Raw genomic sequence first — 19,666 nt, forward strand, 5'->3', positions numbered from 1 at the left:
CGACGCACCCGGCAATGACGGCCGAATGGACGGCCGCATCGATCTATCGGAAGACCCCGCGCCCAGGCGCCCGGCTTCCATCGTCAAGGAATACAGCATGTCCCCAAGACCGGTAAACAATGCCTCGGTCAGCCCCAAGGGCAGCCTCGAAACCCTCTCCCAACGTGAAGTGCACCAGCTCAGCGAAGCGGGCTCGGGCAGTACCTACAAGCTTTTCCGCCAGTGTGCCCTGGCCATCCTCAACACCGGCACGCAGATCGACAACGCCAAGCACATCCTCGACGCCTACCGCGACTTCGAACTGGAAATCCACCAGCAGGATCGCGGCGTGCGCCTGGAACTGTTCAACGCGCCGGCCGACGCCTTCGTCGATGGCGAGATGATCGCCAGCACCCGCGAGATGCTCTTCAGCGCCCTGCGCGACATCGTCTACACCCAGAATGCGCTGAACAGCCGGCGTTTCGGCCTGGACAGCTCGGCCGGCATCACCGACTACGTCTTCCACCTGCTGCGCAATGCCCGTGCACTGCATGCCGGCGTGGAGCCGAAGATCGTCGTTTGCTGGGGCGGACATTCGATCAGTACCAACGAGTACAAGTACACCAAGAAGGTCGGCCACGAGCTGGGCCTGCGCAGCCTCGACGTCTGCACCGGTTGCGGCCCCGGCGTGATGAAGGGGCCGATGAAGGGCGCCACCATCGGCCACGCCAAGCAGCGCATCACCGATGGCCGCTATATCGGCTTGACCGAGCCGGGAATCATCGCCGCCGAGGCGCCGAACCCCATCGTCAACGAACTGGTGATCCTGCCGGATATCGAGAAGCGCCTGGAGGCCTTCGTTCGCGTCGGCCACGGCATCATCGTGTTCCCCGGCGGTGTCGGCACGGCGGAGGAGTTCCTCTACCTGCTGGGCATTCTCATGCACCCGGAGAACCAGGACATGCCGTTCCCCCTGGTGCTCACCGGCCCGCGCAGCGCGGCGGCCTATATCGAGCAGCTGCATGCCTTCATCGGGGCGACCCTGGGGGAGGCGGCGCAGAAGCGCTATCGCATCATCATCGACGACCCGGCGGAAGTGGCGCGGGAAATGAGCGCGGGCCTCAAGCGGGTCAAGCAGTTCCGTCGCGAACGCAACGACGCCTACCACTTCAACTGGCTGCTGAAGATCGATGAAGGCTTCCAGCGTCCGTTCGAACCGACCCACGAGAACATGGCCGGCCTGGACCTGGGGCCCGACGTGCCGCCCCACGAGCTGGCGGCGAACCTGCGCCGGGCCTTCTCCGGCATCGTCGCGGGCAACGTGAAGGATCGCGGCATCCGTATGATCGAGGAGTTCGGCCCGTACGAGATCCACGGTGACGCGGCCATCATGGAGCCGCTCGATGCGCTGTTGCAGGCGTTCGTCGAGCAGCACCGGATGAAGCTGCCGGGCGGCGCAGCGTACGAGCCTTGTTACCGGGTGGTGCAGCGCTCCGGAGTGTCGGTGTGAACCTGTAGGAACGAAAAACAAAAAGCCCCGCCAGGATGCGGGGCTTTTTCATTCGGGCTTTACGTTCAGGAGAGGCTTACAGATCGAAATCGTAGTCGGACAGTTGGCGCTGCAGGCGACGCTCTTCCAGGTAGTTATCGATGATGCGGCGCTTGGTCAGGTTGGTCTTGGCGACCTCTGCCGTGGCTTCTGCGCCGTCATCGCTGTCGTCTGTGCTGACATCGTCCTCGAGTTCGAGGTCTTCTTTGTCGTTTGCCATTCGGTGCACTCCACAACACGGGGTGTGTTGGCGCCCCTTATAGCGACAAAGGAGTGGGCGGTAAAAAAGATTTTTTCAATCAGCCTGAAGGAATTTTCCCATAACGCTCAATCGTCCGACGTCTTGTGCTTGTACTCGCACAGGTCCTCGATCCGGCAACTGCCACACTGCGGCTTGCGCGCCTTGCAGACGTAGCGTCCATGCAGGATCAGCCAGTGGTGCGCATCCAGCAGGTATTCCTTGGGCACGAACTTGAGCAGCTTGCGCTCCACCTCCAGCACATTGCGCCCCGGCGCGATGTTGGTGCGGTTGGATACGCGGAAGATATGGGTGTCCACCGCCATCGCCGGCTGTCGGAAAGCCGTGTTGAGGACCACGTTGGCAGTCTTGCGGCCCACGCCGGGCAAGGCTTCCAGGTCTTCACGGTTCTCCGGCACCTGGCCGCCGTGCTTCTCGATGAGGATGCGGCAGGTCTCGATGGTGTTCTTCGCCTTGCTGTTGTACAGGCCGATGGTCTTGATGTACTCCGACAGGCCCTCCACGCCCAGGGCGTAGATCGCTTCCGGGGTATTGGCCACCGGGTAGAGCTTGGCGGTGGCCTTGTTCACCCCCACGTCGGTGGCCTGGGCGGAGAGCAGCACCGCGATCAGCAGCTCGAAGGGCGAGCTGTAGGCCAGTTCGGTTTCGGGGTTGGGGTTGTCTTCCTTGAGTCGGCGGAAAATCTCCGCGCGCTTGGCGGCATTCATTCGATCACTCCGGTCACGCGGACGCGCTGGCGCTCGGTGGCGGGTACGTTGCCCGCCTGCGCCTTGGCGCGGTCCGCCAGGCTTTCATCAATACGGTTCTTGAGGGCGATCAGCAGGCCCAGCACCAGGAAGGCGCCGGGCGGCAGCACCGCCAGCAGCAGGCCCTGGTAACCGGGGACCCGTACTGTCCAGCCGGCGGCGGCCGGGCCGAACAGCAGCTCCATGCCGGCCAGCAGGGTGCCATGGCCGAGCAGTTCGCGCAGGGTGCCGATGATCAGCAGGACCAGGGCGAAGCCCAGCCCCATCATCAGCGCGTCGAAGGCCGAGCGTGCCAGGTTGTTCTGCGAGGCGAAGGTCTGCGCGCGGCCGAGGATCACGCAGTTGGTGGTGATCAGCGGTACGAAGATGCCCAGCACCTGGTACAGCTCGAAGCGCCAGGCCTGCATCAGCAGTTCGATGCAGGTGGTCAGGGTGGCGATGATCAGCAGGAAGGCAGGCAGGCGCACGGTCTCGCTCAGCGTGCTGCGGATCAGCGAGACGCTGACGCTGGAGCAGACCAGCACGAAGAGTGTCGCCAGCCCCAGGCCGAGGGCGTTGACCATGGAGCTGCTGGTGCCCAGCAACGGGCACAGGCCGAGCAGTTGCACCAGGCCGGGGTTGTTCTTCCACAGCCCCTGCAGGGCGATTTCGCGGTAGCCGGGGTCATTCATGGTTTTCTCCCGAGGCGGGGGCGAGCAGCTCTGCTTTGTGCGCGTCGAAGTACTGCAGCGCCAGGTGCGTGGCCTTGACCACCGCGCGCGGGGTGACGGTGGCGCCGGCGAACTGGTCGAACTGGCCGCCGTCCTTCTTCACTTTCCAGCCATTGTCGCCCGGATCAGTCAGCGATCGACCGTCGAAGCCGTGCAGCCAGCCGCTCTTGCCCAGTTCGATACGGTCGCCCTGGCCCGGTGTTTCATGGTGGGCCACGACCCGCACGCCGAGCAGGCGGCCCTGTGCAGTCACGCCGACCAGCAACTGGATCGAGCCGCCATAGCCATCCCGTGCCACGGGCTGGAGTACGACCGCCGTGGCCTGGCCCCGGAGCCGGGCGATGTAAGCGGGTGCCGGCTCGTCGCGGCCCAGCAGCTTGGGATCGAAAGCGCTGACTTCGGTTTCCAGCGGATGGTTGTCATAGCTGCCCCTGGGCAGCAGCTCCAGCAGCGTGCGGCCACGCGCTTCGCGCTGGGCGGTATCGATGCGCTGGGCGGTGAGCTGGTGAACGGTCGCCACCACGCCCGTGGCGATCAGCGCGACCAGTCCCAGTGCCAGAGCGCTCTTGAGCAGTTCGCGGTTCATTGCTCACCTGCCTTGAAACCCTGCTCGGGTTTCTTGTGCCCGTAGGTGCGCGGGCGAGTGAAGGCGTCGATGGTTGGCGCGGCGAGGTTCATCAGCAGCACGGCGAAGGCCAGGCCGTCCGGGTAGCCACCCCAGGCGCGGATCACGTAGGTGAGCACGCCGACGCCGATGCCGAACACCAGTCGGCCACGGTTGCTGGTGGCGCCGGACACCGGGTCGGTGACGATGAAGAAAGCGCCGAGCATGGTCGCGCCGCTGAACAGGTGCAGCAGCGGCGAGCCGTGGGAGTCGGAGCCGGAGCCGTTCCAGAACAGCAGGCTCATGACGAACAGCCCGCCGAGCATGCCCACCGGCGCGTGCCAGGTGAACAGCTTGCGCCAGAGCAGGAACAGGCCGCCGGCGAGGAAGGCCAGGTTTACCAGCTCCACGCCGCGCCCGCCGACACTGCCGAAGGCCGGAGACTGCGCCAGCAGTTCCTCCATGGTCAGGCTGCGGTTGTTGCGCACCACATCCAGCGCGGTGGCGCCAACCCAGGCGTCCGGCACCTGGCTGGTGAAGCCGAAGATCTGCCGCAACCCTTCGCCGAAGCCAAGCGCGCTGTCCGGCGCTGGCCACTGGCTCATCAGTTGCGGGAAGGACACCAGCACCGCCGCGTAGCCGACCATCGCCGGGTTGAACGGGTTCTGCCCTAGGCCGCCGTACAGGTGCTTGCCGAAGACCAGCGCGAACACCGTGGCGACCGCGCTCAGCCACCACGGCGAGTAAGGCGGCAAGGCCAGAGCGAGCAGCACGGCGGTGACCAGCGCGCTGCCGTCCTTGAGGAAGAATGCCAGCGGCCGATCGCGCAGCTTGAGCATCACGGCCTCGGTGGAGAGGGCGAGCAGGCCGCACCAGAGCAGGTTGAAGAGGGTACCCACGCCGTACAGGCCGATCAGCACCAGGGCGCCGGGCGCGCAGGCGGCCAGCAGCGTCAGCATGACCCTCTGTGTGCGGTTGCTGCCGGTGGCGTGGGGAGAACTGATGCGAGGAAGCTTCATGCAGGCGCCTCGCCATCGGCATCGGCGACGGCACGTTCGGCCGCTTGCAGGCGTTCGCGGGCGGAGGCCAGGGCGTGGTAGCCGGCGCCTTCGCGCTCGAGCTTCTTCAGGTCGGCACGGGCGTAGGCCAGTTCGGTCTTGGCGGCGCGCAGGGCGGCTGTCACCGGGCGCTTGTCGGTACGCACGAGGTCTGGCGGCGCCTTGCCGCTGGCGTCTTCGGCGGCGTGCAGGGCGGCTTCCGCGGCAGCGAGGGTCAGGCGGATCGCGTCCAGTTCCTCGGCGGTGGCACCTTCGCGTTCAGCGGCGCGCAAGGCATCGCGCTGGGTGATGTAGGCCAGCTTGGCCTGGCGCAGGGCGAGTACGCCGTCGACGGGCTGAGCGGCTTGCGGGTCGGTCGGCACAGCGGTCCCCTGCAATTCGTTGAGTTGGCGTTCGATGCGCTCGACGTCCGCACGCAAGGAGGCGAGGGTGGCGCGCTGCTCGTCCGTGGGGGATTCGCCGAAGGCCTTTTCGGACTTCTTCAACTGGGCGCGGGCCATGGCGGCGTCGATCTTCGCTTTCTTCAGCGCGGCTTCATTGGAGGCAGGCGCAGCGAATGGCGCCGGCGCGGCGTTGGTGCCCTCCGATTCGGCTGCCGCCAGTGCGGCCTTGGCCTCCTCGGCGGCGATGCGCAATTCGGCCACCTGGGCGCGCAGTTGGTCGGTGTCGTGGGTGGCCAATTGCTTCTCGGCTTTCTTCAGCGCCACCTGGGCCATGCTTGCTTCGATCTTCAGACGCTTGAGTTGGTCGGGCGCATTGCCCACGGACTTCTCGGCCTTCACCCGTTCGATGACCGATTGCGCGGCGGGCGCGCTCGGCGATGCGATCTCGGGCTGTTCTTCCTGCACACGCGCGGCGCGTTCCTGGCGGGCCAGGCGGTCGGCGGCGCGCCGATCTTCTTCGTTGCGCAGGCGCTCCTGGCGTTGTTCGAAGCGCAGGCGCGATTGCTCGGCCTTCAACTGCCGCTGTTCCAGTTCGCGGATCTCGGCCTTGGATGCGCGATAGTACTGCACCAGAGGAATGCTCGACGGGCACACGTAGGCACAGGCGCCGCACTCGATGCAGTCGAACAGATTGTGCGCCACGAGTCGCTCGTGATCCTCCGCGAAAAAATACAGCTGTTGCGGCAACAGGCTGGCCGGGCAGACCTGCGCACAATCGCCACAGCGGATGCATGGCATGGCCGGCGCCGGCAATGGCAGCTCTTCGCGGGTGGCGGCCAGCAGGCAGTTGGCGGTCTTGAGCAGCGGCGCGTCGAGCGATGGCAGGCTGTCGCCCATCAGCGGGCCGCCGAGGATCAGCCGGTCAAGCTTGTCGAGATCGAGGCCGGCGAAATCCAGCAACTCGCCCACCGGCGTGCCGATCAGCGCTTCGACGTTGCACGGGCGCGCCAGCGCGGCGCCGGCCAGGGTGGTGATGCGCGAGATCAGCGGTTGCCCGCGCAGCACGGCGTCGGCCACGGCAACGGCGGTGGCGACGTTCACGCAGAGCATGCCGATGTCCGCCGGCAGGCCGCCGGAAGGGACTTCGCGGCCGGTGAGAACCTGGATCAGCTGGCGCTCGCCGCCCGAAGGGTAGCGGGTCGGGATCGCCTGCAGCCGGATGTTCCGCTCACCGATGGCGGCCTGCACGGCGGCGATGGCCTGGGGCTTGTCGTCCTCGATGCCGACCAGCACCTGTTGCGGCTGGAGGACATGCATCAGCACCTCGATGCCTTCCACCAGTTCGACGGCGCGTTCGCGCATCAGCAGGTCGTCGGCGCTGATGTACGGCTCGCACTCGGCGCCGTTGATGATCAGGGTATGCAGGTCGTCCTGCGCGCGGGAGGCCAGCTTGGCGGCGGTGGGGAAGCCGGCGCCGCCGAGGCCGGCGATGCCCGACTGGCGGATGCGCTCCAGCACTTCGACGCCGGAGAGCGAGCTGTAGTCGGACAGGGGCACACACGTGGCCCATTCCTCTGCGCCGTCGCTTTCAATGACGATGGCGGGCGCCGTCAGGCCGGAGGGGTGTGGGTAAGGCTGCTCGCTCACCTCGACCACGACACCGGAAGTCGGCGCATGCAGCGCGGCGCTGATAGTGCTGCCGGCCTCTGCGATCAGTTGGCCCTTGAGTACGCGCTGGCCGGCCTCGACGCAGGGGCGCGCGGGCTCGCCGATATGCTGTTGCAGGGGCAACACCAGCCGGCGTGGCAGTGGCGGATGCTGGATCGGCGTGGCGGTGGATTGCTGCTTGTTGGCTGGCAATCTCAGGCCGCCCGGGAAATTCCAGACCTGCATGTTCATGCCGCCTGCTCCCGGTCGCTGTGGATCAGTCGGTCCTGCGGCAGCGGCCACCTCCAGTCGGCGACGCCTACCGGCAGGTCGCGCATCTCGATGCAGTCCACCGGGCAGGGTTCCAGGCACAGGTCGCAGCCGGTGCACTCGTCGACGATCACCGTGTGCATCAGCTTGGCGGCGCCGACGATGGCGTCCACCGGGCAGGCGCGGATGCACTTGGTGCAACCGATGCATTCGGCTTCGCGGATGTAGGCCACGCGCAGCGGCGTTTCTTCGGCGGCGTCCAGCGGCAGCGGTTCGACGCCCAGCAGGTCGGCCAGGGCGGCGATGGTCGCGGCGCCGCCGGGCGGGCACTTGTTGATCGCATCGCCGTCGGCGATGGCCTGGGCGTAGGGCTTGCAGCCGGCATAACCGCACTGGCCGCACTGGGTTTGCGGCAGCAGGTCATTGATCTGCACGGCGATCGATTCGTCAGCGACCTTCACCCGCGCCGACGCCAGGCGCAACGCCACGGCGCCGGCAAGGCAGAGCAGGATGATCAGCAGCGCCGCGATCATGGCTTGAGCAGCCCGCTGAAGCCCATGAACGCCAGGGACATCAGGCCCGCGGTGATCATGCCGATGGCCGCGCCCTTGAACGGCTTGGGCACGTCGGCGATGGCGATGCGCTCGCGCAGGGCGGCGAACAGCACCAGCACCAGGGTGAAGCCCAGCCCGGCGCCGAATCCCTGGAAGATGGACTGCAGAAAGCCGAATTCGGGCTTGCGGGCATTCAGCAGGGCCACGCCCAGCACGATGCAGTTGGTGGTGATCAACGGCAGGAAGATGCCCAGCCCGCGGGCCAGCAGCGGGCTGGTCCTCTTCACCAGCAGCTCGGTGAACTGCACCACCAGGGCGATCACCAGGATGAAGGCGATGGTACGCAGGAATTCCAGGTCCAGCGGTTGCAGCACGTAGCGCTGCAGGATGTAGCTGAAGGCCGAGGCGAGGGTGAGCACGAAGGTGGTCGCCAGGGCCAGCGCAAACGCCGCCTCGATCTTGCGCGACACGCCCATGAACGGGCAGATGCCGAGGAATTGCACCAGCACGAAATTGTTGACCAGGATGGCGCTGACCAGGATCAGGGCGAGTTCGGTCATGGCCGGGCACTCGCAGCCAGGCGCGAGGGGAGGCGGATCATGCTCGGAGACCGGTGGTCGGCGGGTTGATGGCGACGAGAGTGCATAGGTCGAATACAAGGTGCGAAGTCGGTAATTGTACCTCCCCGAAATCAGTTGCGGTGCCAGGGGTGGCGGGAGGAACATCAGCGGCTGCCGAACCTGATCGGTTCCCCTCACGGAAGTCGCGATGCGCAAAACTCTGTCCGGACGCCTTACCGCACTCTGCCTGCTGTTCTCCAGTGGCCTGGCTTCGGCTGCCCCCTTTACCACGTCTGACCTGGTCAGTTGGCCGCGGATGAATGTCGCCGATTTCGCCTGCCTGCTGGAACAGCGCACCGGTCACGCCGACGCGCAGTTCAGTTGCGCCGCCAGCAGGAAGCTGAGCAACTGGGGTGACGCCTGCCATGACACCGACCTCAGCTACGCCGGCCCGCAGTTGCCCGAAGCCTTGGCGCGGCAACTGAACCCGCATGTCACGGCGGTGGACCTGGACTGGGAGTACGGCCGCCTGCAGTCGGTGAACGTCACCTTCGACAAGATCATGACCGCGGAGGAAGTCGCGGACATCTTCCCGGACGTGAACCTGGAAGACCCGACATCACGGGAAAACCTGAGCAACGCCTCGCTGCAGGACTGCGCCGAAGACGCCTCCTGCCTCTATCTGGAAGGTTTCGAGCACCTGGGCGGCGGCGATGTGGACTGCGAGGACGCTCAGTAGGTCATGCAGGCGGCGTTGAGCAGCCCCACGCACAGCGAGGCGCCGCCGAGGAACACGCCGTGGGCCAGGGTATTGTCGGCAATGCCGCCCTTGAGCTCCGGCACCACGCGCGACAGCCCGAGGAATACCAGCACCTGCACCAGCATGGCGATCGCGCCCCAGATCAGCATGTCGATGATGCTGACGCTGTGGGCGATGGCGCTTGCCAGCGGCAGGGCGAAGCCGAGCAAGGTGCCGACCAGCGCCACGGCGGCACTGAGGTTGCCCTGGCGGATCAGCTGGATTTCCGCGTAGGGCGTCAGGCGGATGTAGAGGCTGGTGAACAGGCCGAACAGGCCGATGGTCGCGGCAAAATACGCGAGAAAGTTGGGCAGGGTCTGCAGCAGGTTCATGGCAAATCCTTCAGACGAAATAGTGGGGGACGAAGCGGCTGCTGTCGCGGGTGATGGCACTGGCGTCCTCGCGGATGCCCAGGCCGGCGGCCTGGCCGTCGATCACCCAGCAGCCGAGCACGGCGTAGTTGTCGCCGTGCCTGGCCAACGGTGCGTAGCTTTGATAGATGCAGGGCGCGTCGGCATGGGGGCCGTCGCTTTCCAGCTGCAGATCGTCGGCGACGATGCGGATGTTCTCGCCCTCGCGCGAATACAGAGGCTTGCGCACGTAGGCGCCGGGGAGGTCCTGGCGGTAGCTGGCCGGTAGCAGGTTCGGATGGCCGGGGTTGAGCTTCCAGAGGATTGGCAGCATGGCCTTGCTCGACATCAGCAGCTTCCAGGCGGGCTCCAGGAAGCGGATGTCGCTGCGCTCCAGGTGCTCGGCGAAACTGTCCTGCAGCAGCCACTCCCAGGGATAGAGCTTGAAGCAGTGACGGATGTCCTGCTCGTACTGGTCGATGAAGGTGCCGCGCCCGGCGTGGTGGCCGATGAATTCCAGCGGCAGGTAGCGTGTCGGCAAGCCGGCCTGGTGCGCGGTGTCGAGCAGGTAGAGGACATTGCCGGTGTCTTCCTCGTGGCCATCGATGGCGGTGAAGTGCAGCGTGCCGTCGGGGGCGATGGCCTTCCAGCGCGCGATCAGCTTCTCGTGCAGCGAGTTGAACTGGTCGGCGTCCGGGTTCACGTCATTGAGCCATTGCCACTGCACCACGCTGGCCTCCAGCAGGCCGGTCGGCGTGTCGGCGTTGTACTCGAGCATCTTTGGTGGGCCTTCGCCGTTCCAGGCGAAGTCGAAGCGGCCATAGAGGCTCGGGTCCTGGCGCTGCCAGGAGCGCATGATTTCCTCGCGGGCACCCGGCGGCAGCTGGAAGGGCTCGAAGTGGCCGGTGCGAATCACCCATTCCACACATTCCAGGTAGCGCTGGTGCAGGTCTTCGCTGGCGGCTTCCAGCGTCTCGATCTGCTCGAGGCTGAATTCATAGGCCACCGATTCGTCCCAGTACAGGCCGTCGATGCTGTGGAAGGTGAAGCCGACCGCCTCGCAGCGCTCGCGCCAGTCGGGGCGCGGCGTCATCGCCAGACGACGCATCAGCCGCCCCCGGAGAAGCGGGCGCCGGAGTGGCCGAAGCCACCGCGGGTGACCAACTGGCGCGACTGTACCTGGTAGGTCTGCGCGGTCTTCGGTCGTGAGCCGTCCTCGTAGCTCGGCCCACGATAACGCCCAGAGCTGCTGCCGACATAACTACCGCCGCCGCTGCTGCTGGTGCCCGACTCTGGCTCGCAGGCGTTGGGCGTGGTGCCCCAGTCCTTCAGGCAGTCCTCGCGGTTGGCGTAGAGGTCGCGGTACACCGGGTTGTGGTGCAGCACGCTGTAGAGCACCCCGCCGGTGAGCAGGGTGGTGAAGACGATGTTGGATTTCTTCATGCTTTGTTCGCGGTGCGCCTGGAACCGAGTTTTCGCCACAACCAGCGCAGGATCAGGCCGGCGATGAGCAGTACCACCAGCAGCGGCAGGCCGAAGGCGGCGACCTGGATGGCATTGACGGTGCCGTCGGTAAGTTCGTCCAGCGAGTTGCCGAAGGCCCTGCCGATACGTGACCAGCGACCGGTCGGCTGGTATTCGCTGGAGAAGTCCAGGGTCAGCAGGTTGGTGGCGATGCGTCGCTGTTGTTGGGCGGAGTCCTGGCGGGCGGCCTGCAACTGCTGCTCGACCTCTGCGGTGGCCTTGGCCAGGGCCAGCAGGTCGCTGACGCTCATGTCCTTGCGGCCCTGGAAGCCTTGCAGGGTCTGGTACTCACGCTCCAGGCGCTCGCGCAGCTGCTGGTTGTCGCTCACCGCCTGGGCGAGGTCTTCGGCCTGGGTGCGGCGGCTTTGCAGTTGGCCGCCTTCGGCCGCGAGGGCGACGAGCTTTTCCACGCCTTCGGGGACGATGCGAACCACGAGATGCGCGTTGCGCATCTGGCTGTCGCCGCTTTGCTCGATGGCAATCAGCTCGCAGGGGCCGAAGCGGTCCTGGGTGCAGGCATCGCGGGAGGCGGCCAGCTGCGCGTCGATACGCTCGCTGGCCAGGCGGATGCCGACCTGGTGTTCATAGGCGAGGAAGGAACCGGCCTTCGCCGCTTCCCCCTGGAAAGCGGCGCCGGAACCGGCGGCGTGCTCCGAGGGAGCGCCGCAGCCGGCGAGGGCGGCGCTCAGGAAGAGCGCTGCGCAGTGGTGCAGTTTCATCGAGGGCCTCCTTGCCGTCCGATGCTTACTTGACGCGCTGGCCCGGCTTGGCGCCGCTGTCCGGGCTGAGCAGGTAGATCTCTTCACCGCCGGGGCCGGCGGCCAGGACCATGCCCTCGGAGACGCCGAACTTCATCTTGCGCGGGGCCAGGTTGGCCACGTACAGGGTCAGGCGGCCTTCGAGCTTGCTCGGGTCCGGGTAGGCGCTCTTGATGCCGGAGAACACGTTGCGCTTCTCGTCGCCGATGTCCAGGGACAGGCGCAGCAGCTTGTCGGCACCCTCGACGAACTCGCACTTCTCGATCAGCGCGATGCGCAGGTCGACGGCGGCGAAGGCGTCGAAGTTGATTTCCGCGGCGAGCGGGTCCTTGGTCAGCTCGCCATTGCCGGCGGGTTTCGGGGCACTGGCGAGGAGGTCTTCCTTGGAGGCTTCGATCATGGCTTCGATTTTCGCAGGCTCGATACGGGTCATCAGCGGGTTGAACGGGTTCAACTGGTGATTGGCCAGCAGTTGCTCGTGGTCGGCCCATTTCAGCGGGGCGACGTTGAGGAAGGCTTCGGCGGCAACGGCCAGCTTCGGCAGTACCGGCTTGAGGAAGATCACCAGCTGGCGGAACAGGTTCACGCCCAAGGCGCAGATGGCCTGGACTTCGTCCTGCTTGCCTTCCTGCTTGTTCAGCGACCAGGGCGCCTTGTCGGCGATCCAGGCGTTGGCCTGGTCGGCCAGGGCCATGATTTCGCGCATGGCGCGGCCGAAGTCACGGGCTTCGTAGGCGGCGGCGATGCTCGGCGCCGCGTCCTTGAAGGCCAGGGCCAGTTCCGGCGCGGGGTTGGCGTCCACCAGCAGGCCGTTGTTGCCCTTGTGGATAAAGCCGGCGCAACGGCTGGCGATGTTGACCACCTTGCCGACCAGGTCGGAGTTGACCTTCTGCACGAAGTCCTCGAGGTTCAGGTCGAGGTCGTCCACGCCGCGGCCCAGCTTGGAGGCGTAGTAGTAGCGCAGGTATTCCGGGTCCAGGTGGTCCAGGTAGGTGCGCGCCTTGACGAAGGTGCCGCGCGACTTGGACATCTTCTGGCCGTTGACGGTCAGATAGCCGTGCACGTTCAGCGCGGTCGGCTTGCGGTAGCCCGCGCCTTCGAGCATGGCCGGCCAGAACAGCGCGTGGAAGTTGACGATGTCCTTGCCGATGAAGTGGTACAGCTCGGCGTCCGAGCCCTGCTTCCAGTAGGCGTCGAAGTCCAGCTCCGGACGGCGCGCGCAGAGGTTCTGGAAGCTGGCCATGTAGCCGATCGGCGCATCCAGCCAGACGTAGAAGTACTTGCCCGGCGCGTCGGGAATCTCGAAGCCGAAATACGGCGCGTCGCGGGAGATATCCCACTCCTGCAGGCCGGAATCCAGCCACTCGGCGAGCTTGTTGGCCACCGAATCCTGCAGGGCGCCGCTGCGGGTCCACTGCTGCAGCATGGCCTGGAAGTCAGGCAGCTTGAAGAAGTAGTGCAGCGATTCCTTGAGTACCGGGGTGGCGCCGGAAATCGCCGATTTCGGGTCCTTCAGCTCGGTGGGCGAGTAGGTCGCGCCGCAGGCTTCGCAGTTGTCGCCGTACTGGTCGGCGGTGCCGCACTTCGGGCAGGTGCCCTTGATGAAGCGGTCGGCCAGGAACATCTGCTTTTCCGGGTCGAAGTACTGGGTCACCGGGCGGGTGGCGATGTGGCCGGCGTCACGCAGCTTCAGGTAGATGGCCGAGGACAGCTCGCGGTTCTCTTCCGAATGGGTCGAGTGGTAGTTGTCGAACTCCACCAGGAAATCGGCGAAATCGCCCATGTGCTCGGCGCGCACGCCGTCGATCAGTTGCTCGGAGGTAATGCCTTCGCGCTCGGCGCGCAGCATGATGGCCGAACCGTGGGCATCGTCCGCGCACACGTACACCGCCTGGTTGCCACGCATTTTCTGGAAGCGAACCCAGATGTCGGTCTGGATGTACTCCAGCATGTGACCGAGGTGGATCGAACCATTGGCGTAGGGCAGGGCGCTGGTGACGAGGATCTTGCGGGCTTCGGACATGATGATCGGCCGTTCCGGTTAAAACGAGGGAATCGGCAACTATATAGGTCTGGGGCGAAATTTTCATCCGTGGGCCGCTTGGCCGTAGGGCTGAGCCCGAACTACCCCCGATGATCCCGAGCAAGGGGCGGACGAGAGGCGTAAGATGCCCGCCTATTCTGCTCAGTCTTTCATCGGGAGTACCCATGAGCGCCGTTACCCGTGCCACGGTGGAGGCCGTCCTCCGCCAGATCAACGACCCCCACACCGGCCAGAACCTGCTGGACGCAGGCTACCTGCACGAGCTGGACATCCAGGGCGGGCGTGTCTCTCTGACCCTTGAGCTGGGTTACGCCGCCGGCCTGTTCAAGAATGGCCTGGCGCAGACCGTGCAGATGGCCCTGGAGGCGCTGGACGGCGTCGACTCGGCGCAGGTCAAGGTGGAAACCCACATCGCCGCGCACAAGGCCCAGGCCCAGGTGCCGGGCATGAGCAACGTGAAGAACATCATCGCCGTGGCCTCCGGCAAGGGCGGCGTGGGCAAGTCCACCACCGCCGCCAATCTCGCGCTGGCGCTGGCCCGCGAAGGCGCCAAGGTCGGCATCCTCGACGCCGACATCTATGGGCCGAGCCAGGGCATCATGTTCGGCATCCCCGAGGGTACCCGGCCGAAGATCCGCGACCAGAAGTGGTTCATCCCGCTGGAGGCCCACGGGGTGGAAGTCATGTCCATGGCCTTCCTTACCGACGACAACACCCCGGTGGTCTGGCGCGGCCCGATGGTCTCCGGTGCGCTGATCCAACTGATCACCCAGACCGCCTGGAACGACCTGGATTACCTGGTCATCGATATGCCGCCGGGCACCGGCGACATCCAGCTGACCCTCGCGCAGAAGGTCCCGGTGGCCGGTGCGGTGATCGTCACCACCCCGCAGGACCTGGCCCTGCTGGACGCCAAGAAGGGCGTGGAGATGTTCCGCAAGGTCAACATCCCGGTGCTGGGCGTGGTGGAGAACATGGCTGTGCACATCTGCTCCAACTGCGGCCATGCCGAGCACCTGTTCGGCGAGGGCGGCGGCGAGAAGCTGGCGGCGCAGTTCGGCGTCGACCTGCTGGCCTCGCTGCCGTTGTCCATGGCCATCCGCATGCAGGCCGACGGCGGCAAGCCCACCGTGGTTGCCGACCCGGAAAGCCAGCTGGCGATGATCTACCAGGAAACCGCGCGCTGCGTCGGCGCCCGCATCGCCCTGAGCGAGAAGGCCGCGCCGGCCATGCCGAATATTTCCATCAGCGACGATTGAGTCGGTTCAGGCCGTCCATTCAGTCCCTGCACCGTCGGGGAACTGCAGCGTACGCAGTTCCTCGCTGGTCAGCTCTCGTCCGGTCCAGACATGGACCTTGCGGGCGCCGGCCGAGCGGCACAGCTCGTAGAGTCCGCGCACTTCGACCTGGGTCAGACCGCCCTCCAGGTGTTCCTGGGGATGCAGCACGACGACCGGGGCCAGGCGGAACGCGGATTTCGGCACGAGGTGTTGAAACAGCAGCTGCAGGGTTTTTTCCGCAACGGAAAAGTTGGCCAGCAGCGTGCGCGGATGCTGGAAGCCATTCAGCAGCTCGATTCCTTCCTGCCCCTGCATCTGCTGCGCGGCGCTGCCAAACGCCAGGGCCTGGCGCTTGCCCTTCACATTGCCCAGGGCCAGCAGCGGCGGCTCGCCGAAGCTCGTTTGCGAGGGCAGCAGTACGCCGCTGATCCAGTGTGCGGAAAGCTTGAGATACAGGGTGGGGGTGAACTGTTCGAGCATGTGGGTCTCGTCCGTGAGAGTTCGCCGCAGCGTATAGAAGAGCACAGTGCGCGTCGACCATCCGGCCGGCCCCTTTGCTCGTAACTGTGACGCCCGGTAAGATACGCGTTTATTTTTTCGCCGACTTTCACAGGACGCTCGCCATGACCATCAAATCGGACAAGTGGATTCGCCGCATGGCTCTGGAGCACGGCATGATCGAGCCGTTCGTCGAGCGCCAGATTCGCGGTGCCGATGACAGCCGGGTGATTTCCTACGGCGTTTCCAGCTATGGCTACGACGTGCGCTGCGCCGCCGAATTCAAGGTGTTCACCAACATCCACTCGGCGGTGGTCGACCCGAAGAACTTCGACGAGAAGAGTTTCGTGGACATCAACAGCGACGTCTGCATCATCCCGCCGAACTCCTTCGCCCTGGCCCGCACCGTCGAGTACTTCCGCATCCCGCGCGACGTGCTGACCATCTGCCTGGGCAAGAGCACCTATGCGCGCTGCGGCATCATCGTCAACGTGACCCCGCTGGAACCGGAGTGGGAAGGCCACGTGACCCTGGAATTCTCCAACACCACCAACCTGCCGGCGAAGATTTACGCCCACGAAGGCGTGGCGCAGATGCTGTTCCTGCAGTCGGACGAAGCCTGCGAAGTTTCCTACCGCGATCGCGGCGGCAAGTACCAGGGCCAGACCGGCGTTACCCTGCCCAAGGCCTGATGGCCCTGTGCTGCACGAAGAACCGGGCCTTGGCCCGGTTTTTTATTGGAACGAAGAACCTTTAGGGCTGTGGGCCAGGACGAATTCCGCACGTTTCTGCAGGCTGCACAGGGGCAGTTCCAGCACTCGATAGCCCAGCTCTTCGTATGCTTCAGCCATCACCGCCGCCGTTCGCTGCGCTTCGGCGAAGTCCTGCCGGCGTTCGGTATCGTTGCGGTAGATGGCTTCCCACGCGGGCGCCAGGAATACCGTCGGCCCGTAGCGTAGTTTTCGTGCGGCGATTTGCAGTTCTTCCGGAACCGGTATGCCGCAGAGCCTCGCATATCCCAGCACATCCGGCAGGCCGCGATCGAACAGCCACAACCCACCGCCATCGAGCGCCTGCGCACGAGTCGTCAGCGCGTGCTCGAACATTTCCCGGCAGAAGGCATCCCGGTTTGCCCACGGCAATGCATCGCCACCACGGACCAGTTGCTCGCGGATGATGGCGCGGCCGCCTTCCTCGACGATGTTCAGGCCGTGATGGCGGTGCAGGTGATCGAGCAGTGTGCTCTTGCCGGCGCCGGGGCCGCCGGTGATGACGATGAGGGATTCGGACATGGCGACGACTCCTGGGAAAGGATGCAGGGGGGTACCAGCCGGGGAAGGTCTTGCAGGTAAGAAATGCAGCGGAGAGGAGGCGGGAAAAAAGAAAGGCACCCAAGGGGTGCCTGAATATGATCATGGAGTAAGTCGACAATTTTGATTCCGGGGCGGAAGCGAAGTTCCCGGCCCCGGAAAAATTCTTCAAATCATCACTTCTCCGGCACCAGCGTCAGGCGCTTCACGCCGTAGACCTTCTCAAGGTTCTGCGACTGGAAGGGGAAGCTCATGTAGTTGCCCTTCAGCCAGGCGTCGATGCCGTCGGCGTAGTGTGGGCTGGCCGGGTTGCCGGACTGGCCGCTGCTGTTGAGGCCGATCATCGGCTCGCTCTGGCCGAAGTCGACGACGATGCGCATGGCCGGGATCAGCCAGGTGTTGAAGTCCTGGCCCCAGTGGTAGGCCGAGACGTTCAGCGTGCTGTGGTCGCCGCCGGCCGGGTAGGGGCCGCGGTCCAGGTAGCCCTTGATCGCGCCGAGGCTGGCGCGCTCGCCGGCACTGAGGTTGGGCGCCATCTTGGTGCTGTCGCTGACCCACTCGTAGGTGTGCAGCTTGCCCCACTGCCAGGTACGGCGGTCGCTGCCCAGCTTCTGTTCGCAGAAGGCGGTGGCGGCGGCCAGGCTGCGGGCGAGGATGGTCGGTTTGTCTTCCTTCTGCGGGGTGCGGGTGTCATCCCAGAACGGGCTGTCGTCACGGCCCAGCAGGTGGTCGGCCTGGGCCGAGTAGGAGAGGTTGGCGGTCTCGACGAAGGCTTTCCAGGACGGGCTGTCCTCCGGGCCCAGTTCATCGAGGAAGATCTGCTTGCTGCTCTCCTGCAGGAAGGCTTCGTACAGGGCGGCGTCGCCGGAGGTCGCCGAGAGCTTGCCGTCGAACGCCATGATCCGGTCCAGCGCTTCGCGGGCGCGGGCGCGCTGGTCGGCGGGCAGGGCGTCGATGGCTTTCTTCAGCGGCTGCGCCATGCCCGGTGCATCGAACATGGCCTGCAGCTTGCCGGCAAAGGGCGTGGTCTGGTCGTACTGCATGGCGATCATGCTGCGGTAGTCGTGGCTCTTGCTGCCGCCGGCGAGTTGGGCGATGCGCTCGTAGCGCTCCGGGTAGTACCAGGAACTGGACAGCTGCGCGCCGTAGCCTGGCTGCACGCTGCGGTGGTTGGCGGTGCCCAGCCAGCCCTGCTGCGGGTCCTGGTCGGACGGGTGGAGGATCGGATCGGCGTAGCCGTCCCAGTCATAGCGGCCGTCCCAGCCGGGCGAAGGCAGCAGGCCGCGGCCTTCCTTGCGGTTGGGGAAGCGCCCGGTGACCTGCCAGCCGATGTGCTTCTCGTCGGCGAACACGATGTTCAGCGCCATGGCGCGCACGTCGCGGGTGGCGTCGAAGGCCTGCTCGACGTTCTTCGCGCGGGACAGGTCGAAGAAGGCGTCGAGGGTGCGGTCGGTCTCGCCCTGGATGCTCTGGTAGGCGATGCCGTAGCCGCTGGACAGCGGCAGCGGTTGCAGGTCGTGCTTGCGCTCGCCCAGCGCGCTGTTGAGCAGCGGGCCGTGGCGAGTCTCGTAGATGACTTCGCGGACCGGGCTCTGGCCCTTGATGAAGAAGGTTTCATTGCGCTCGATGGCCGGTTTCCACTGGCCATCGGCGAGATAGTAGAGCTTGCTGCCCTGGCGCTTCACCTGCTCAAGGAATAGGTCCTGATTGTCGCCCATGACCATGGTCATGCCCCAGGCCAGCTTGCCGTTGAAACCGGCGACCACGCCCGGTACGCCGGCGATGGAGACGCCCGCGGCGTTGTATTTCGGCGAGCGGATCTGCACGTAGTTCCACACTGAGGGCATGGACAGCGGCAGGTGGGTGTCGTTGGCCAGGATGCTCTTGCCGCTGCGCGTGCGCTGCGGGGCGATGGCCCAGTTGTTGGAGGCGGCGACGCCCATCATCTGCAGGGCGGCGACCTGGCCTGCCGCACGATCCAGGGCGTCGAGGCCGGCGATCCTGCCATCCAGGCGCAGGCCCTTGAGTTTGTCCGCTTCCTCGAACGGCAGCGCTTCGTCCGGGTAGATCGGCGTCAGCCAGGGCAGCTTGTCGGCACCGACTTTCTGCGCCAGTACCAGGGAGGCGATTTCCTCCTGCAGGTTCACCGCCAGGCCGAAGTTCAGCAGGCTGAAGACCAGTGCGGAATCTTCCGGCTTCCAGTACTCGGGGCGGTAGCCGGACTCGGCGAGGTCCATCGGCAGCTTGTCGCGGTAGCGGTACAGGTAGGCGTTGACGCCGCGCGCGTAGGTCTCGAAGAAACGCTTGAGGCGCGGTGAGGCGCCGGCGTAGAGGGCGTCCGCGGCCTTCTTCAGGTTCACCGTGCGCATGAATCGGTCGGTTTCCAGGGCGCCGGGGCCGACCATTTCCGACAGGCGACCCTGGGCCATCAGGCGCAGGCCGACCATCTGGCTGATGCGGTCGCTGGCGTGCACATAACCCAGGGTGAACAGCGCGTCGTGGAAGGTGCTGGTCTCGATCAGCGGCATGCCCAGGCTGTTGCGGCGGATCGACACGTTGTCGGCCAGGCCCTTGATCGGCTGCACGCCGTAGCTCGGCGGCAGGCTGTCGGAATAGCGGTCATTCAGCCAGCCCTGGCAGCCGGTAAGGCTGACAGCGGCAGTGACGGTGGCGGCAAGGCCGAAGCTGGGAAGCCGGCGGAAGGCACGCGGGGCCATGGGGATGTGCTCCTGCACAAAGAGGGTCGCGGAAAAGGCGCTACGTTAGTGAGCCGAGGATAGCTGT

At 65.8% G+C, this 19,666-nt stretch carries 20 protein-coding genes; 4 read left to right on the forward strand and 16 right to left on the reverse strand.

All coding sequences use genetic code 11. From position 1 onward, the window contains the following. Nucleotides 1-97: 97 nt before the first annotated feature. Entirely contained in the window at nt 98-1,489 is a 1,392-nt protein-coding gene (ppnN, locus tag PNI01S_RS26295; protein WP_024765246.1) for a nucleotide 5'-monophosphate nucleosidase PpnN, read from the forward strand. 76 nt (nt 1,490-1,565) lie between these two features. On the opposite strand, the gene PNI01S_RS26300 is transcribed toward ppnN, so the two are convergent. The 8 genes from PNI01S_RS26300 to rsxA all read right to left on the reverse strand — a co-directional run bounded on the left by PNI01S_RS26300 (nt 1,566) and on the right by rsxA (nt 8,319). Continuing rightward, nucleotides 1,566-1,748, reverse strand: coding sequence for a PA3496 family putative envelope integrity protein (locus PNI01S_RS26300; RefSeq protein WP_017521020.1), 183 nt, complete (start codon nt 1,746-1,748; stop codon nt 1,566-1,568). A 107-nt stretch (nt 1,749-1,855) separates the two neighbouring features. Next, nucleotides 1,856-2,494: an endonuclease III gene (gene nth / locus PNI01S_RS26305; protein ID WP_037016056.1), complete on the reverse strand. Its 639-nt coding sequence runs from the start codon at nt 2,492-2,494 to the stop codon at nt 1,856-1,858. Next, complete coding sequence (locus PNI01S_RS26310; RefSeq protein ID WP_084359721.1) at nt 2,491-3,204, reverse strand: electron transport complex subunit E; 714 nt, start codon at nt 3,202-3,204, stop codon at nt 2,491-2,493. The genes nth and PNI01S_RS26310 overlap by 4 nt, the downstream gene beginning before the upstream one ends. Continuing rightward, complete coding sequence (rsxG, locus tag PNI01S_RS26315; protein ID WP_065084966.1) at nt 3,197-3,829, reverse strand: electron transport complex subunit RsxG; 633 nt, start codon at nt 3,827-3,829, stop codon at nt 3,197-3,199. The genes PNI01S_RS26310 and rsxG overlap by 8 nt, the downstream gene beginning before the upstream one ends. Then, nucleotides 3,826-4,866 (reverse strand): RnfABCDGE type electron transport complex subunit D, encoded by a 1,041-nt coding sequence (locus tag PNI01S_RS26320; protein WP_084359722.1) that lies wholly within the window; start codon nt 4,864-4,866, stop codon nt 3,826-3,828. The genes rsxG and PNI01S_RS26320 overlap by 4 nt, the downstream gene beginning before the upstream one ends. After that, on the reverse strand, nt 4,863-7,187 hold the full coding sequence (gene rsxC / locus PNI01S_RS26325; RefSeq protein ID WP_084359723.1) for an electron transport complex subunit RsxC: 2,325 nt from the start codon (nt 7,185-7,187) through the stop codon (nt 4,863-4,865). Before rsxC ends, PNI01S_RS26320 begins: the two co-directional genes overlap by 4 nt. After that, nucleotides 7,184-7,738, reverse strand: coding sequence for an electron transport complex subunit RsxB (gene rsxB, locus PNI01S_RS26330; RefSeq protein ID WP_084359724.1), 555 nt, complete (start codon nt 7,736-7,738; stop codon nt 7,184-7,186). The genes rsxC and rsxB overlap by 4 nt, the downstream gene beginning before the upstream one ends. Continuing rightward, nucleotides 7,735-8,319: an electron transport complex subunit RsxA gene (gene rsxA / locus PNI01S_RS26335; RefSeq protein ID WP_065084969.1), complete on the reverse strand. Its 585-nt coding sequence runs from the start codon at nt 8,317-8,319 to the stop codon at nt 7,735-7,737. Before rsxA ends, rsxB begins: the two co-directional genes overlap by 4 nt. 208 nt (nt 8,320-8,527) lie before the next feature. Between rsxA and PNI01S_RS26340 the strand changes: the two genes are divergently transcribed. Next, on the forward strand, nt 8,528-9,058 hold the full coding sequence (locus PNI01S_RS26340; protein WP_024765239.1) for a hypothetical protein: 531 nt from the start codon (nt 8,528-8,530) through the stop codon (nt 9,056-9,058). On the opposite strand, the gene PNI01S_RS26345 is transcribed toward PNI01S_RS26340, so the two are convergent. From PNI01S_RS26345 to metG, 5 genes are read right to left on the reverse strand one after another with little or no spacing between them, the layout of a single operon-like run. Continuing rightward, nucleotides 9,052-9,450, reverse strand: a complete 399-nt coding sequence (locus tag PNI01S_RS26345; protein ID WP_084359725.1) for a DUF350 domain-containing protein — start codon at nt 9,448-9,450, stop codon at nt 9,052-9,054. The genes PNI01S_RS26340 and PNI01S_RS26345 overlap by 7 nt on opposite strands. Nucleotides 9,451-9,460: 10 nt before the next feature. Then, nucleotides 9,461-10,576 (reverse strand): glutathionylspermidine synthase family protein, encoded by a 1,116-nt coding sequence (locus PNI01S_RS26350; RefSeq protein ID WP_084359726.1) that lies wholly within the window; start codon nt 10,574-10,576, stop codon nt 9,461-9,463. Then, entirely contained in the window at nt 10,576-10,911 is a 336-nt protein-coding gene (locus PNI01S_RS26355; protein ID WP_084359727.1) for a hypothetical protein, read from the reverse strand. The genes PNI01S_RS26350 and PNI01S_RS26355 overlap by 1 nt, the downstream gene beginning before the upstream one ends. Beyond that, a complete protein-coding gene (locus PNI01S_RS26360; protein ID WP_065084973.1) occupies nt 10,908-11,711 on the reverse strand; it encodes a DUF4349 domain-containing protein in 804 nt (267 codons plus the stop codon). The genes PNI01S_RS26355 and PNI01S_RS26360 overlap by 4 nt, the downstream gene beginning before the upstream one ends. 25 nt (nt 11,712-11,736) lie before the next feature. Beyond that, nucleotides 11,737-13,773, reverse strand: a complete 2,037-nt coding sequence (gene metG / locus PNI01S_RS26365) for a methionine--tRNA ligase (protein ID WP_065084974.1) — start codon at nt 13,771-13,773, stop codon at nt 11,737-11,739. Between the two features lie 185 nt (nt 13,774-13,958). Between metG and apbC the strand changes: the two genes are divergently transcribed. Further along, nucleotides 13,959-15,053 carry an iron-sulfur cluster carrier protein ApbC gene (apbC, locus tag PNI01S_RS26370; RefSeq protein ID WP_065084975.1) on the forward strand — a complete coding sequence of 365 codons (1,095 nt, stop codon included), beginning with the start codon at nt 13,959-13,961 and terminating at the stop codon, nt 15,051-15,053. A gap of 6 nt (nt 15,054-15,059) precedes the next feature. On the opposite strand, the gene PNI01S_RS26375 is transcribed toward apbC, so the two are convergent. Next, nucleotides 15,060-15,554: a rod shape-determining protein gene (locus tag PNI01S_RS26375; protein WP_084359728.1), complete on the reverse strand. Its 495-nt coding sequence runs from the start codon at nt 15,552-15,554 to the stop codon at nt 15,060-15,062. A gap of 143 nt (nt 15,555-15,697) precedes the next feature. Between PNI01S_RS26375 and dcd the strand changes: the two genes are divergently transcribed. Further along, complete coding sequence (gene dcd / locus PNI01S_RS26380; RefSeq protein ID WP_084359729.1) at nt 15,698-16,264, forward strand: dCTP deaminase; 567 nt, start codon at nt 15,698-15,700, stop codon at nt 16,262-16,264. 42 nt (nt 16,265-16,306) lie between these two features. Here the strand turns inward: dcd and PNI01S_RS26385 are convergent, their stop codons facing one another. Further along, nucleotides 16,307-16,864 carry an AAA family ATPase gene (locus tag PNI01S_RS26385; RefSeq protein WP_084359730.1) on the reverse strand — a complete coding sequence of 186 codons (558 nt, stop codon included), beginning with the start codon at nt 16,862-16,864 and terminating at the stop codon, nt 16,307-16,309. 194 nt (nt 16,865-17,058) lie between these two features. Continuing rightward, entirely contained in the window at nt 17,059-19,599 is a 2,541-nt protein-coding gene (locus PNI01S_RS26390) for a penicillin acylase family protein (protein WP_084359731.1), read from the reverse strand. Between the last annotated feature and the right edge of the window lie 67 nt (nt 19,600-19,666).

Source organism: Pseudomonas nitroreducens NBRC 12694 (assembly GCF_002091755.1).
In the GTDB taxonomy this organism is placed as follows: domain Bacteria; phylum Pseudomonadota; class Gammaproteobacteria; order Pseudomonadales; family Pseudomonadaceae; genus Pseudomonas; species Pseudomonas nitroreducens.